The organism is Streptomyces sp. NBC_01171, from assembly GCF_045039805.1.
Taxonomy (GTDB): domain Bacteria; phylum Actinomycetota; class Actinomycetes; order Streptomycetales; family Streptomycetaceae; genus Streptomyces.
Genome location: NZ_CP108609.1, coordinates 2,035,988 through 2,051,409 on the forward strand (window position 1 = coordinate 2,035,988; position 15,422 = coordinate 2,051,409).

Consider the following 15,422-nt stretch of genomic DNA (forward strand, 5'->3'; position numbering starts at 1 on the left):
GAGCTACTGTGAGCCCCCTCTACGCGCGTCACAAGCGCACCTCGCTCGTCATCGCCACCGCCGTCGCCGCCGGTGCCCTGCTCTCCACGGGCCTCTCCTCCAGCGCGAGCGCCGAGACCAAGTCCCTGGCCGGTGCCCCGACGCTGCTCTCGGCCTCGGCCCGCACCTCGCTGATCCAGCAGGCGCAGTCCGACGCTGCCGGGACCGCCCAGCGCATAGGTCTCGGCGCCAAGGAGAAGCTGGTGGTCAGAGACGTCGTCAAGGACGTCGACGGCACCGTCCACACCCGCTACGAGCGCACCTACGCGGGCCTGCCGGTCCTCGGCGGCGACCTCGTGGTGCACACCGCCAAGTCCGGCAAGGCCGAGGGCGTCACCAAGGCCACCAAGTCGGCCATCAAGGTGGCCTCGCTGAAGCCGCAGATCACCCCGGCCAAGGCGGAGAAGCAGGCCGTCGGCGCCGCGAAGACGCTCGGCTCCGCCAAGACCGAGTCGGACGGCGCCCGCAAGGTCATCTGGGCCGGCTCCGGCAAGCCCGTCCTCGCCTACGAGACGATCGTCGGCGGTCTCCAGGACGACGGCACCCCGAACCAGCTCCACGTCATCACCGACGCCGCCACCGGCAAGAAGCTCTACGAGTACCAGGGCGTCGAGAACGCGACCGGCAAGACGCTGTACTCCGGCACGGTCACCCTCAACTCCGTGCAGTCGGGCTCGACGTACCAGCTCACCGACAGCGCCCGGGGCAACCACAAGACCTACAACCTGGCCCGCAAGACGTCCGGCACGGGCACGCTGGTGTCCAGCACCACCAACGTCTTCGGCACCGGCACCGCCTCCAGCTCCTCCTCCGACCAGACCGCGGCCGCCGACGCCGCCTACGGCGCGGCGGAGACCTGGGACTTCTACAAGAACACCTTCGGCCGCAACGGCATCAAGAACAACGGCGTCGGCGCCTACTCCCGCGTCCACTACGGCAACGCCTACGTGAACGCGTTCTGGGACGACAGCTGCTTCTGCATGACCTACGGCGACGGTTCCGGCAACGTCGACCCGCTGACCTCGCTGGACGTCGCGGGCCACGAGATGAGCCACGGTGTCACCTCCAACACCGCCGGCCTGAACTACTCGGGTGAGTCCGGCGGCCTGAACGAGGCCACCTCGGACATCTTCGGCACGGGCGTGGAGTTCTACGCGAACAACGCCTCCGACCCCGGTGACTACCTCATCGGCGAGAAGATCAACATCAACGGCGACGGCACCCCGCTGCGCTACATGGACAAGCCCAGCAAGGACGGCGGCTCCGCCGACTACTGGTCCTCCTCGGTCGGCGGCAAGGACGTGCACTACTCGTCCGGCGTCGCCAACCACTTCTTCTACCTGCTGTCCGAGGGCAGCGGCGCGAAGACGATCAACGGGGTCTCGTACAACTCCCCCACCTACAACGGCTCCACGGTCACCGGCATCGGGCGCGCCAAGGCGCTCCAGATCTGGTACAAGGCGCTGACCACGTACATGACCTCCACCACCAACTACAAGGCGGCCCGCACGGCCACCCTGAACGCGGCCTCCGCGCTCTACGGCTCCGGCAGCACCGAGTACAACGCGGTGGCGGCGGCCTGGTCGGGCGTCAACGTCAACTGAAGTCCCAGTAGTTGAGACTGGGCGCCCCCTGGGAAGGTGATCTTCCGGGGGGCGCCCTAGTCTGGTGCCCATGTCCTCGGCGCCCTTCACCTACGAGCCGGTCGGCGCGACCCGCGACGATCTCGCCGTCTGCCCGCCCGGCTTCCACCACCTCTTCTCCCGCACCCGGATCGGCGAGGGGCCGGGCGTGTTCCGCCGGGCCACCGAGGCGGTCCTCACCTGGGAGATGCACCGCGCGATGGGCGTCGGCATGGAGACCACCGCCGAGCGCGCGACCCCGGGCACCGAGGTCACGGTCAACCTCGCTGGCGTGATCAAGGCTCCCTGCCGGGTCGTCTGGGCCGCCGACGAGCCCCGCCGCGCGGGCTGGGCCTACGGCACGCTGCCCGGCCACCCCGAGGACGGCGAGGAAGCCTTCGTCGTCGAGCGCACCGGGGACGGCACGGTCTGGCTCACGGTCGCCGCCTACAGCCGCCCCGCCAAGTGGTACACCCGCACCGCCGGCCCCGTCGCCCGAGCCCTCCAGCACGCCTACGCCCGCAGATGCGGAGCGACCCTGAAGCGGCTGTGCGCGGACGAGGACGAGGGTTAGACGGCGGCCTCCTCCAGCAGGGCTTCCGTGGTCGGAGGGTGACCGGAACGGCCCACCCTCCGACAGCGAACCCTCAGCGCAGCAGCACCCCCGCCGACTCCACCGCCTCCCCCGAAGGTGCGGTCACCAGGCCCGTCTCCGCCGTGGAGGCGAGGAGACGGTGGGCGGGGAGGATGCGGACGGTGTAGCCGAAGGGGCCGGTGCGGTCGAGGAAGAGGGGGCCCTCGTAGAGCCAGCGGCCCTCCAGGTCGGGGTTGCCGACCGGCTTCAGCGGGACCGTGCTCGCGTCGGTGATGCGGTCGCCGGAGTCGACCCGGCCGGACACCACCTGCACCTCCACGTCGTCCGGGGTCAGCTCACCGAGCCCCACCCGCACCCGCAGCCCGACGCTGGAGCCCAGTTCCGCCGTGGCGGTGGGCGCGGTGGTCTCCACGTGGTCCACGCTGACACCCGGCCACGCGGACCGCACCCGCGCCTTCCAGTCGGCCAGTTCGCGCGCGGTGTCCGGGGCGAGCGCGCGGTGGGCCTGCGCGGCCGGGGCGTAGAGCCGCTCGACGTACTCGCGGACCATGCGGCCGGCCAGCACCTTCGGGCCGAGCAGGGTGAGGGTCTGGCGGACCATCTCGATCCACCGGTCGGGCAGCGAGGCCCGGCCGCGCTCGTAGAAGCGCGCGGTGACCCGGCCCTCCAGTAGCTCGTACAGCGCGGCGGCCTCGATGTCGTCCCGCCGCTCGTGGTCGGTGGCCGCGCCGTCCGCCGTGGGGATGGCCCAGCCGAAGTCGGGCTGGAACCATTCGTCCCACCAGCCGTCCAGCACCGACAGGTTGAGACAGCCGTTGAGTGCGGCCTTCATCCCGGAGGTGCCGCACGCCTCCAGCGGGCGCAGCGGGTTGTTCAGCCAGATGTCGCAGCCGGGGTAGAGCTTCTGCGCCATCCCCATGCCGTAGTCGGGCAGGAACACGATCCGGTGCCGCACCCGCGGGTCGTCCGCGAACCGCACCAGCTCCTGGACGAGCTTCTTGCCCCCGTCGTCCGCCGGGTGCGCCTTGCCCGCCACCACGATCTGCACCGGCCGCTGCGGATGCAGCAGCAGCTCGGTCAGCCGCTCCTTGTCCCGCAGCATCAGGGTGAGCCGCTTGTACGAGGGCACGCGCCGGGCGAAGCCGATGGTGAGCACGTCGGGATCGAGCACCCCGTCGATCCAGCCCAGCTCGGCGTCGGCCGCCCCGCGCTGCCGCCAGGAGGCGCGCAGCCGGGACCGGACCTCCAGTACGAGCTGTTCGCGCAGGGTGCGGCGGAGCTCCCAGATCTCCTGGTCCGGGATCTCCGCGACCGCGTCCCAGCGCTCGGAGCCGCCGACGGTCAGCGCGTCCTCGGCCCGCTGCACGCCGAGCTGCCGGGAGCCGAGCCGCAGTACCTCGGGCGCGACCCAGGTCGGTGCGTGGACGCCGTTGGTGACCGAGGTGATCGGCACCTCCTCGGCGTCGAACCCCGGCCAGAGCCCGGCGAACATCTCCCGGCTGACCTGCCCGTGCAGCAGGGACACCCCGTTGGCCCGCTGGGCGAGGCGCAGCCCCATCACGGCCATGTTGAAGAGGCCGGGCTCACCACCCGGGTAGGTCTCGGTGCCCAGCGCCAGCACCCGGCGCGGGTCGAGGCCGGACAGCTCGGCGTCGGGCCCGAAGTGCCGGGCGACCAGGTCCCGGTCGAAGCGGTCGATCCCGGCGGGGACGGGGGTGTGCGTGGTGAACACCGTCCCGGCCCGTACGGTCTCCAGCGCCGCGTCGAAGTCCAGCCCCAGCCTGCCCAATTCGGCGATGCGCTCCAGGCCGAGGAACCCGGCGTGCCCCTCGTTGGTGTGGAACACCTCCGGCTCGGCGTGCCCGGCGAGCCGGCAGTAGGTCCGCACCGCGCGGACACCTCCTATGCCGAGCAGCATCTCCTGGAGCAGCCGGTGCTCGCTGCCACCCCCGTAGAGCCGGTCGGTGACGCCGCGTTCGGCGGGGTCGTTCTCCTCCACGTCGGAGTCGAGCAGCAGCAGCGGTACCCGGCCGACCTGCGCGACCCAGATCCGGGCGTGCAGGGCCCGGCCGCCGGGCAGCGCGAGGGAGACGCGGGCAGGGGTGCCGTCGTCCTCCTTGAGCTGGGTGAGGGGCAGCTCGTTGGGGTCGAGCACGGGGTAGTGCTCCTGCTGCCAGCCGTCGCGGGAGAGGGTCTGGCGGAAGTAGCCGTGCCGGTAGAGCAGTCCGACGCCGATCAGCGGGGCGCCCAGGTCGCTGGCTGCCTTGAGGTGGTCGCCGGCCAGGATGCCGAGGCCGCCGGAGTACTGCGGCAGGGCGGCGGTGATGCCGAACTCGGGCGAGAAGTACGCGACCGCGGCGGGCAGCCCGTCACCCTGCTGCTGGTACCAGCGGTCACCGGTCACGTAGTCGTCCAGGTCGTCGGCGACCGCGGTCAGCCGGCGCAGGAAGCGCCGGTCCTCCGCCAGCTCGGCGAGCCGCGCGGGGCTCACCCGGCCCAGCAGCCGCACCGGGTCGCCCTCGGCGGCGGCCCAGTGCTCGGGGTCGACGGACTGGAACAGGTCGCGCGTCTCCGCATGCCAGGACCAGCGCAGGTTGCGCGCCAGGTCGCTGAGCGGCCGGAGGGGTTCGGGGAGAACTGGACGGACGGTGAACCGACGGATCGCCTTCACATTCCACCTCGGACGCGTCGCATGGTGAGACGCACGGCGCTGTACGTCTCGTCGTCATTGTCGACGGTAGTGGTTACCGGGGCGTCACCGGGGACGCATCCGGGTGAAGCGGCCCGAATACGGCACATCCGGTACGCAGGGGAACGGAGCGCGGACGAGGGGCGCGGGGTGCTGAAGTGCCGGGAAGCGCAGGGAATTGGCCGAACCCCGCCGTACCGGGGGGAGTCAAGGCACGCCGGGCGGGAATCCGGGAGACGTAAGGCCGGGCTCGTACGCAGCTATACGCGCGAGTAGTTAACCAAAGTTCCGGATTGCCCACCCGAACCGGGTGGGAAGGCTCCCCCGGTAGGACGCACCAGGCACCACAGCACCGCAGCAGGAACCGTCGCCCGCACACCCGGCCCACACCCATGTCGACGCGGACAGGAGCGGTCATGCCCGCCACGCACCACTCGTCAGCACCGGTGACCCCCGGCAAGGCGGCCGGCAGAAAACCGGCCCGGCCGGCCCACAAGGCGCCACCGCCGGAGGCGGCCCCGACCGCCCCGGCCGAGCCCCCGGCGGTACAGCCCGTGACGGGCCGTATCCCGGTCCTGGACGTGCGACCGGTGGTCCAGGGCGGGCGCAGGCCCGCGAAGGCGGTGCCCGGCGAGGTCTTCGAGGTGTCGGCCACCGTGTTCCGCGAGGGGCATGACGCCGTCGCCGCCGATGTCGTGCTGCGCGACCCGGACGGCCGCCCCGGCCCGTTCACCCCGATGCGCGAACTCGCTCCCGGCACCGACCGCTGGGGCGCCACGGTCAGCGCGGACCGGCCCGGCAACTGGACCTACTCGGTGGAGGCGTGGTCCGACCCGATCGCCACCTGGCGGCACACGGCCGAGATCAAGATCCCGGCCGGCATCGACACCGAGGCCGTGCTGGAGGAGGGCGCGCGGCTGTACGAGCGCGCGGCCGCCGGGGTCCCGGCGAAGCACCGGGACGCCGTACTGGACGTCGTCACGGCCCTGCGCGACGAGGACCGCCCGGCCGCCTGGCGCCTGGCCTCGGCCCTGGCCCCGGAGGTCTCCGAGGTCCTGGCCCGCCACCCCTTGCGCGAACTGGTGACGGCCTCCGACCCGCTGCCCCTGCTGGTGGAGCGCCAACGGGCGCTGTACGGCTCCTGGTACGAGTTCTTCCCGCGCTCGGAGGGGACGCTGGACGAGCCCCACGGCACGTTCCGTACGGCGGCGAAGCGGCTGGAGGCCATCGCGGAGATGGGCTTCGACGTGGTCTACCTCCCGCCGATCCACCCCATCGGGACCACACACCGCAAGGGCCGCAACAACACCCTGACCGCGACCCCGGACGACGTCGGTGTCCCCTGGGCGATCGGCTCACCGGAGGGCGGTCACGACGCCGTCCACCCGGACCTCGGCACCCTGGACGACTTTGACCACTTCGTGGAGCGCGCACGGGAGTTGGGGCTGGAGGTGGCCCTGGACTTCGCGTTGCAGTGCTCCCCCGACCACCCGTGGGTGGAGAAGTACCCCCAGTGGTTCCACCACCGCCCGGACGGCACGATCGCGTACGCGGAGAACCCGCCGAAGAAGTACCAGGACATCTACCCGATCGCCTTCGACGCCGACATGGACGGCCTGGTGACCGAGACCGTACGGGTGCTGCGGCACTGGATGGAGCACGGCGTCCGCATCTTCCGCGTCGACAACCCGCACACCAAGCCGGTGGTGTTCTGGGAGCGCGTGATCGGTGAGATCAACCGTGCCGATCCCGACGTCATCTTCCTGGCGGAGGCGTTCACCCGCCCGGCGATGATGCACACCCTCGCCCAGGTCGGCTTCCAGCAGTCGTACACCTACTTCACCTGGCGCAACAGCAAGCAGGAGTTGACGGAGTACCTCACCGAACTCTCGGGGGAGGCGGCCGCCTACATGCGGCCCAACTTCTTCGCCAACACCCCGGACATCCTGCACGCCTACCTCCAGCAGGGCGGGCGCACCGCCTTCGAGGTGCGCGCGATCCTCGCGGCGACCCTCTCCCCCACCTGGGGCATCTACAGCGGCTACGAACTCTGCGAGAACGAGCCGTTGAAGGCGGGCAGCGAGGAGTACTGGGACTCGGAGAAGTACCAGCTCAAGCCGAGGGACTGGGAGGCGGCCGCCCGCGAGGGCCGCACCATCGCCCCGCTCATCACCCGGCTCAACGAGATCCGCCGGGAGAACCCGGCCCTGCACCAGCTCAGGGACATCCACTTCCACCACGCGGACCAGGACGGAGTGATCGTCTACTCCAAGCGCAGCGGTTCGAACACGGTTCTGGTGGTCGCCAACCTCGACCCGCACCACACCCAGGAGGCCACGGTCTCGTTGGACATGCCGCAACTCGGCCTCGACTGGCACGAGTCGGTGCCGGTGCGCGACCTGCTCACCGGCGAGTCCTATCACTGGGGCAGGGCCAACTATGTGCGACTCGAACCGGGTCGTCGACCCGCGCATGTGTTCTCGGTTCTGCGACCGTCCAACCCGCGGATCGGAGGGTCACCCGCCATATGATCGTCAACGAGCCCGTTCCCGACACCTTCGAGGACACTCCGGCCAAGGACCGGGACCCCGAGTGGTTCAAACGTGCCGTCTTCTACGAGGTCCTGGTCCGCTCCTTCCAGGACAGCAACGGCGACGGTGTCGGTGACCTCAAGGGTCTGACCGCCAAGCTCGACTATCTGCAATGGCTCGGCGTGGACTGCCTCTGGCTCCCGCCGTTCTTCAAGTCACCACTGCGCGACGGCGGTTACGACGTCTCGGACTACACGGCCGTGCTCCCCGAGTTCGGGGACCTCGCGGACTTCGTGGAGTTCGTGGACGCGGCCCACCAGCGGGGCATGCGGGTCATCATCGACTTCGTCATGAACCACACCAGTGATCAGCATCCGTGGTTCCAGGAGTCCCGCAACAACCCCGAGGGGCCGTACGGGGATTACTACGTCTGGGCCGACGACGACAAGCAGTTCCAGGACGCGCGGATCATCTTCGTCGACACCGAGGCGTCGAACTGGACGTACGACCCGGTGCGCAAGCAGTACTACTGGCACCGCTTCTTCTCGCACCAGCCGGACCTGAACTACGACAACCCGGCCGTGCAGGAGGAGATGATCTCGGCGCTGAAGTTCTGGCTGGACCTCGGCATCGACGGGTTCCGGCTGGACGCGGTGCCGTACCTCTACCAGCGCGAGGGCACCAACTGCGAGAACCTCCCCGAGACCCATGACTTCCTGAAGCGGGTCCGCAAGGAGGTCGACGAGCAGTACGCCGACAAGGTCGTGCTGGCGGAGGCGAATCAGTGGCCCGAGGACGTGGTCGACTACTTCGGCGACTACTCCACCGGCGGCGACGAATGCCACATGGCCTTCCACTTCCCGGTCATGCCCCGCATCTTCATGGCCGTCCGCCGTGAGTCCCGCTACCCGGTCTCGGAAATCCTCGCCAAGACCCCCGCGATCCCCACCAACTGCCAGTGGGGCATCTTCCTGCGCAACCACGACGAGCTGACCCTCGAAATGGTCACCGACGAGGAACGCGACTACATGTGGGCCGAGTACGCGAAAGACCCGCGTATGCGCGCCAACATCGGCATCCGCAGGCGGCTCGCGCCCCTGCTCGACAACGACCGCAACCAGATCGAGCTGTTCACCGCCCTCCTGCTCTCCCTGCCCGGCTCGCCGATCCTCTACTACGGCGACGAGATCGGCATGGGCGACAACATCTGGCTCGGCGACCGCGACGCCGTCCGCACCCCCATGCAGTGGACCCCCGACCGCAACGCGGGCTTCTCCTCCTGCGACCCCGGCCGCCTCTTCCTGCCCACGATCATGGACCCGGTCCACGGCTACCAGGTCACCAACGTCGAAGCCTCCATGTCCTCCCCGTCCAGCCTCCTGCACTGGACCCGCCGCATGATCGAGATCCGCAAGCAGAACCCCGCCTTCGGACTGGGGTCCTACACCGAGCTGATCTCCTCCAACCCGGCGGTGCTCGCGTTCCTGCGGGTGTACGAGGACGACATCGTGGTCTGCGTGCACAACTTCTCCCGGTTCGCGCAGCCCACCGAGCTGGATCTGCGCGAATTCGCCGGGCGGCACCCGGTGGAGCTGTTCGGCGGGGTGCGCTTCCCGGCCGTCGGCGAGCTGCCGTACCTGCTGACGCTGGCCGGACACGGCTTCTACTGGTTCCGACTGCGCCAGGACGCCGCGTAGTTGCGATCGAGCGGGGCGGCCACCGGTTTCCGCCGCCCCGCTCGGGGCACCGTTCAGTAACACCCCGACGACCCGGGGAAAGGACGTGACGCCCATGGCGGAAACGGTCACCCCCTCCAGCACGTCAGGTACCACAGCCGAGCTGCTCGAATCGCTCGATCCCCTGTTGCGCGAATGGCTGCCCCGGCAGCGCTGGTTCGCCGGGAAGGGGCGCGCGGTCACCGGTTTCGACCTGGTGGCCGCCACCGAACTCCTGCCTCCCGAGGGGAGGTTGGGCCTGTACCACATACTCCTGCGCGTCCACCAGCCACCGGTGCCGGGCGCTCCCCCGCAGCCCGGTGACTGCTACCAGTTGCTGATAGGCGTGCGCGAGGCGCTGCCACCCCGGCTGGCGCCCGCGCTGATCGGCCATGTCGTGGACGGCCCGCTCGACGGGCGCACGGTCTACGACGCCCTGTACGACCCCCGGCCCGCCGAGGTGCTGCTGGAGGCCCTGCGCACCGGCGCCCGCGTCGGCGCGCTGCGCTTCGAGCGGGACCCGGCGCACGAGATCCGGGACCAGTTGGTGGCCCGGCTGATGACCGCCGAGCAGTCCAACTCCTCCGTGGTGTACGGAGACACCTTCATCCTCAAGCTGTTGCGCCGGGTCACCGCCGGCGTCAACCCCGACCTGGAGCTGCCGCTCGCGCTGGCCCGCGAGGGCTGCGCGCGGGTGCCCGCGCCGGTGGCCTGGCTGCGCGCCGACCTGGACACCGAGCCGTACGTCCTCGCGGTGCTCCAGCCCTTCATGAACGGCGCGACCGACGGCTGGGAGCTGGCCCTGCGCGAGCTGGCCAAGGGCGAGGACTTCACCCGGGAGGCGCGGGCGCTCGGCCGGGCCACCGCCGAGGTGCACACCGCCCTCGCCCGCGCCCTGCCGACCGTCACCCTCGGCCATGCCCAGCTGGAGCTGCTGGCAGGCGGGATGACCGAGCGGCTGGCCGTCGCCGTACAGGCGGTGCCCGCCCTGCGGCCGTACGAGACCGGGCTGCGCTCGGCGTTCGAGGCGCTGGCCGACCTGGCCCGCGAGGGCCAGACCTGGACCGCGCAGCGGGTGCACGGCGATCTGCACCTCGGGCAGTGCCTGCGCTCGCCGGGCGACGGCTGGTCGCTGATCGACTTCGAGGGCGAGCCGTCCCGCCCGCTGGCCGAGCGGCGCATGCCGCAGCCCGCGGTGCGCGACATCGCGGGCATGCTGCGCTCCTTCGACTACGCGGCCCACTCCGCCACTACCCCGGCGCCCGACTGGGCGCACGCCTGCCGGGCCGCCTACTGCACCGGGTATGCCGAGGTCACCGGCCGCGACCCCCGTACCGACCCGGTGATGCTGCGCGCGTACGAGACCGACAAGGCGATCTACGAGGTCGTCTACGAGGCCCGGCACCGGCCCGAGTGGCTGGCGGTCCCGATGTCGGCGGTGCGCCGCCTGGCCACGCCCGACCTGTCTTGACCCCGACCTGACCCCGACCGGGAGACTCGTCCGTGACGTCCAAGAAGCCAGCCGGCCCGAAGAGCAAGTCCGGCAAGAAGCAGGCCAAGTCCTCGCAGGCGGCACCGGTGAAACAGGTCCGGGCGAAACCCGGCAGGCAGGCGGACTCGCCGGAGAACGCGCCCGCGATCCCGAAGGCACGTACGCCAGAGGTGCCCCCGGTACCTGAGGTGCCCGCCGTCTCCCCCGCCCTGGACCGGGCCGACCGTGAGCGGCTGCTCGCGGGCACGCATCACGACCCGCACACCGTGCTGGGCGCGCACGCGGTGCCCGGAGGGGTCGCCTTCCGGGTGTTCCGCCCGTACGCGGAGGCGGTCACCGTCGTCTTCGAGGACACGCGGGCGGAGCTGCGCGACGACGGGGAGGGCTTCTTCTCCGGCCTGCTCCCGCTGACCGAGGTCCCGGCGTACCGGCTGCTGGTGTCGTACGACGGCACGGTGCACGAGACCGAGGACCCGTACCGGTTCCTGCCCACGCTCGGCGAGCTGGACCTGCATCTGCTGGGCGAGGGGCGGCACGAGGAGCTGTGGCAGGCGCTCGGTGCGCGGGTGCTGACCCAACAGGGCGTGACCGGGACCCGGTTCGCGGTCTGGGCACCGAACGCGCTCGGGGTGCGGGTCGCGGGCGGCTTCGACTTCTGGGACGCGACCGGCTTCCCGATGCGCTCGCTGGGGTCGTCCGGGGTGTGGGAGCTGTTCGTGCCGGGGGTCGGGGAGGGTGAGCTGTACAAGTACGAGATCACCCGCCCGGACGGCTCGCGCACCCTGCGCGCGGACCCGATGGCCCGCCGTACGGAGGTGCCGCCGGCCACGTCCTCGATCGTGGACGTCTCCCACCACGAGTGGGGTGACGCGGAGTGGATGGCCCACCGCGCGGACCGCCCGGTGCACGAGGCACCCTTCTCGGTGTACGAGGTGCACCTGCCGTCCTGGCGGCCGGGGCTGACCTACCGTCAGCTCGCCGAGCAGCTTCCCGCGTACGTCGGTGATCTCGGCTTCACGCACGTCGAGTTGATGCCGGTTGCCGAGCATCCCTTCGGGGGTTCCTGGGGCTACCAGGTCACCGGGTTCTACGCCCCGACGGCCCGGCTCGGTACGCCCGACGACTTCAAGTACCTGGTGGACAAGCTGCATCAGGCGGGCATCGGGGTGCTGATGGACTGGGTGCCCGCCCACTTCCCGCGCGACGAGTGGGCGTTGGCCGAGTTCGACGGGCGTCCGCTGTACGAGCACGGCGATCCGCTGCGGGCCGCCCATCCGGACTGGGGCACGCTGGAGTTCGACTTCGGCCGGCGCGAGGTGCGGAACTTCCTGGTCGCCAACGCCGTGTACTGGTGCGAGGAGTTCCACATCGACGGGCTCCGCGTGGACGCGGTCGCCTCGATGCTCTACCTCGACTACTCGCGCGAGGCGGGCCAGTGGACGCCGAACGAGTTCGGCGGGCGGGAGAACCTGGACGCGGTCGCCTTCCTGCAGGAGATGAACGCCACCGTCTACCGGCGCTGCCCCGGCGTGGTCACCATCGCCGAGGAGTCCACCGCCTGGGACGGCGTGACCCGGCCGACCCACCACCGGGGCCCGAGCGGCTTCGGCGGGCTGGGTTTCGGGCTGAAGTGGAACATGGGCTGGATGCACGACTCGCTGGCGTACATGAGCCACGAGCCGGTGCACCGCAAGTACCACCACCACGAGATGACCTTCTCGATGGTGTACGCGTACAGCGAGAACTACGTGCTCCCCATCTCGCACGACGAGGTGGTGCACGGCAAGCGGTCGCTGGTCTCCAAGATGCCCGGCGACTGGTGGCAGCAGCGCGCCAACCTCCGGGCCTACCTTGCCTTCATGTGGGCCCACCCCGGCAAGCAACTCCTCTTCATGGGGCAGGAGTTCGCGCAGGGCACCGAGTGGTCCGAGGCGCACGGCCCGGACTGGTGGCTGCTGGACCCGGCCTACGGCGCCGAGTCCGAGCACCGGGGCGTGCGCGAGCTGGTCCGCGACCTGAACACCGCGTACCGCGCGACCCCGGCCCTGTGGGAGCGGGACACCGATCCGGCGGGGTTCGAGTGGATCGTCGGGGACGCGGCGGAGGACAACGTCTTCGCCTTCCTGCGCCGCGACGCCGAGGGCGGCCCGCTGCTGTGCGTCGCCAACCTCTCCCCCCTGGCCCGGCACGACTACCGCCTCGGCGTCCCCGACGACGTCCCCGCCTGGCACGAGACCCTCAACACCGACCTCACCCGCTACGGCGGCGGGGACGTCGCCAACCAGGGCACGGTCAAGCCCGAACCCCAGCCCTGGCACGGCCGCCCGGCCAGCATCCGCCTGACCCTGCCCCCACTGGCGACGGTGTGGCTGCGGCCGGCCTGAGTGCGCGACCGTCCGGGGGCCTGTCGGCAGGCCCCCGGACGGCCCGCCGTCACACCGCTTCGGCCAGCGCGACCGGGAGCTCCCCGGTGTGCAGCACGCCGAGGCGCTGGGTGGCGCGGGTGAGGGCCACGTACAGGTCGCTGGTGCCGTAGGCGGCCGGGTCGACGACCAGGACCGAGTCGAATTCCAGGCCCTTGGACTGGCGGGGGTCGAGCAGGACGATGTTCCGGGTCAGGTCGGGCTCGCCGCCCGCCGTGACGCCGTCCAGTCCGGCGGCGAGGGTGTCGTGCAGGGCACGCGGCGCGATGATCGCGAGCCGTCCCTCGGCCGGGGTCAGCTCGGCCACGGCCGCCGCGACCGCGCCGGGCAGGTCGCCGGAGGCGTCGCGCACCCAGGGGCGTACGCCGGTGGAGCGCACCGAGCTGGGCGGCTCGAAGTCCGGCTGCTCGGCGCGGACCACGGCGGCGGCCAGGTCCATGAGCTCGGACGGGGTGCGGTAGTTGACCCCCAGCCGGGTGTGCTCCCAGCGGTCCTCGACGTACGGCTCGAGGATCTTGGACCAGGAGCCGACCCCGGCCGCCTCGGCGGTCTGCGCGGGGTCCCCGACCAGGGTCATGGAGCGGGTCGGGCTGCGCCGCATCAGCAGCCGCCACGCCATCGGGGACAGCTCCTGCGCCTCGTCCACGATGATGTGCCCGAACGCCCAGGTACGGTCGGCGGCCGCCCGCTCGGCGGCGCTGCGGTGGTCGTCCTCCTCGTGCCGCTCCGCGAACCGCTCGGCGTCGATGATGTCGTGCGCGGAGAGCACCTCGGAGGACTCCGGGTCGTCCTCCTCCTTGTCGTCGAACTCGTAGGTCCGGGACGCGTACGACACGTCCAGCACGCCCTGTGCGTACGCGATCTGTGTCTCCCGCTCCCGGTCGGCGCGGGCGCGGGCCAGCCGGTCGTCCTCGCCGAGGAGTTCGGCGGCCTCGTCCAGCAGGGGCACGTCCGCGACGGTCCAGGCGCGGGTGACGGGACGGCGTACCGCGTCGGCGTCCTTCGGCGAGAGGTGGGCGTCGGGCTCGGCGAGGAAGTCCGCGACCAGCCGGCGCGGGGTGATCCGGGGCCACAACTGGTCGATGGCGGCCCAGACTTCGGGGTTCTCGGCGAGTTCGTCGCGGATCTGGGTGATGTCGGAGGGGTCGAGCAGGCTGCTGCCGTCGTAGGGGTCGGTGCCCACGCGCTCGGCGTACAGGTCGGTGAGGGTGTTGAGGATGTGGCCCTCGAAGTGCTCGCGGGCCGCGTTGTGCGGCAGCTTGGCCGCGCGGGTGCGTGCGCGGGCGGTGGCGACCAGGCCCTCGTCGAGCATGAGCACCTCGCGGTCGTGCTCGACGGCGATCACCGGGTCCGGCAGCGCCTGCCGCTCGGCCACGACGGCGGCGAGCACGTCGGCCATCTCCGCGCGGCCCTTGACCACGGCCGCCTCCGGGGTGTCGGCCGCGGTGGCCTTCACGCCGGGGAACAGTTCCCCGACCGTGGCCAGCAGGACGCCGGTCTCCCCGAGCGAGGGGAGGACCTCGCCGATGTAGCCGAGGAAGGCGGGGTTGGGGCCGACGATGAGCACCGCGCGGCGGGCGAGCAGTTCGCGGTGCTCGTAGAGCAGGTAGGCGGCGCGGTGCAGGGCGACCGCGGTCTTGCCGGTGCCGGGACCGCCCTCGACCACCATGACGCCCCGGTGGGGGGCCCGGATGATGTCGTCCTGCTCGGCCTGGATGGTCTGCACGATGTCGTTCATGCGGCCGGTGCGGGCGGTGTTCAGCGCGGCGAGCAGGACGGCGTCGCCGGTGGGGTCCTCGTGGCCGGTGCGGGTGTCGTCTCCGAGGTCGAGGATCTCGTCGTGCAGCGCGGTGACGGTACGGCCCTCGCTGGTGATATGCCGGCGGCGACGCAGGCCCATCGGGGTGTGGCCGGTGGCCACGTAGAAGGGTCGGGCGACGTCGGCGCGCCAGTCGATGAGGACGGGGGTGCGCTCGGTGTCCTCGCGGCGCAGGCCGATACGGCCGATGTGGTGGGTGGTGCCGTCGGCGAGGTCGATCCGGCCGAAGCAGAGCGAGCCGTCGACGGAGTTCAGCGCGGCGAGCAGCCCGGAGCGCTCGGCGACCAGGATGTCCCGCTCCAGCCGTGCCTGCTGGGGCTTGTCGCCCTGCGCGAGGGCGTCCTTGACGCCGGTCTCGGCGTCGCCGCGCAGCTCGTCCACGCGCTCGTAGAGTCCGTCGATGAATTCCTGCTCGAACCGCAATTCATCGTCCGGAAATTCGGTGTTTGACAATTCCACTCCCGCCCGCATATACTGTGCTCATCAAGCTTCCGCAT

Annotated in this window: 8 protein-coding genes; 6 read left to right on the forward strand and 2 right to left on the reverse strand. The window is 71.2% G+C overall.

From position 1 onward, the window contains the following. Positions 1–8: 8 nt before the first annotated feature. A complete protein-coding gene (locus OG448_RS09245) occupies positions 9–1,643 on the forward strand; it encodes a M4 family metallopeptidase (RefSeq protein ID WP_405552676.1) in 1,635 nt (544 codons plus the stop codon). 70 nt (positions 1,644–1,713) lie between these two features. Beyond that, positions 1,714–2,235: a DUF1990 family protein gene (locus OG448_RS09250; protein WP_405552678.1), complete on the forward strand. Its 522-nt coding sequence runs from the start codon at positions 1,714–1,716 to the stop codon at positions 2,233–2,235. A gap of 73 nt (positions 2,236–2,308) precedes the next feature. Here OG448_RS09250 and OG448_RS09255 read toward each other — a convergent pair whose 3' ends face one another. Next, positions 2,309–4,927, reverse strand: a complete 2,619-nt coding sequence (locus OG448_RS09255) for a glycosyltransferase family 1 protein (protein ID WP_405552680.1) — start codon at positions 4,925–4,927, stop codon at positions 2,309–2,311. Between the two features lie 434 nt (positions 4,928–5,361). On the opposite strand from OG448_RS09255, the gene OG448_RS09260 reads away from it, so the two are divergent. The 4 genes from OG448_RS09260 to glgB all read left to right on the forward strand — a co-directional run bounded on the left by OG448_RS09260 (position 5,362) and on the right by glgB (position 13,067). Then, positions 5,362–7,476: an alpha-1,4-glucan--maltose-1-phosphate maltosyltransferase gene (locus OG448_RS09260; RefSeq protein ID WP_405552682.1), complete on the forward strand. Its 2,115-nt coding sequence runs from the start codon at positions 5,362–5,364 to the stop codon at positions 7,474–7,476. Next, a complete protein-coding gene (gene treS, locus OG448_RS09265; RefSeq protein ID WP_405552684.1) occupies positions 7,473–9,173 on the forward strand; it encodes a maltose alpha-D-glucosyltransferase in 1,701 nt (566 codons plus the stop codon). The genes OG448_RS09260 and treS overlap by 4 nt, the downstream gene beginning before the upstream one ends. 94 nt (positions 9,174–9,267) lie before the next feature. Then, the gene (locus tag OG448_RS09270) at positions 9,268–10,662 is read left to right on the forward strand and encodes a maltokinase N-terminal cap-like domain-containing protein (protein WP_405552686.1); all 1,395 of its coding nucleotides are present in this window, start codon (positions 9,268–9,270) and stop codon (positions 10,660–10,662) included. A 32-nt stretch (positions 10,663–10,694) separates the two neighbouring features. Beyond that, positions 10,695–13,067 (forward strand): 1,4-alpha-glucan branching enzyme, encoded by a 2,373-nt coding sequence (glgB, locus tag OG448_RS09275; RefSeq protein ID WP_405552687.1) that lies wholly within the window; start codon positions 10,695–10,697, stop codon positions 13,065–13,067. A gap of 49 nt (positions 13,068–13,116) precedes the next feature. On the opposite strand, the gene OG448_RS09280 is transcribed toward glgB, so the two are convergent. Further along, positions 13,117–15,396, reverse strand: a complete 2,280-nt coding sequence (locus tag OG448_RS09280) for a HelD family protein (RefSeq protein WP_405552689.1) — start codon at positions 15,394–15,396, stop codon at positions 13,117–13,119. Positions 15,397–15,422: the final 26 nt, after the last annotated feature.

What these genes read in the sequence shown, in the direction of transcription:
- OG448_RS09250 (WP_405552678.1), top strand. Translation starts at nt 1,714, where the DNA reads ATGTCCTCGGCGCCCTTCACCTACGAGCCGGTCGGCGCGACCCGCGAC.
- OG448_RS09260 (WP_405552682.1), top strand. Translation starts at nt 5,362, where the DNA reads ATGCCCGCCACGCACCACTCGTCAGCACCGGTGACCCCCGGCAAGGCG.
- treS (WP_405552684.1), top strand. Translation starts at nt 7,473, where the DNA reads ATGATCGTCAACGAGCCCGTTCCCGACACCTTCGAGGACACTCCGGCC.
- OG448_RS09270 (WP_405552686.1), top strand. Translation starts at nt 9,268, where the DNA reads ATGGCGGAAACGGTCACCCCCTCCAGCACGTCAGGTACCACAGCCGAG.
- OG448_RS09280 (WP_405552689.1), bottom strand. Translation starts at nt 15,396, where the DNA reads ATGCGGGCGGGAGTGGAATTGTCAAACACCGAATTTCCGGACGATGAA.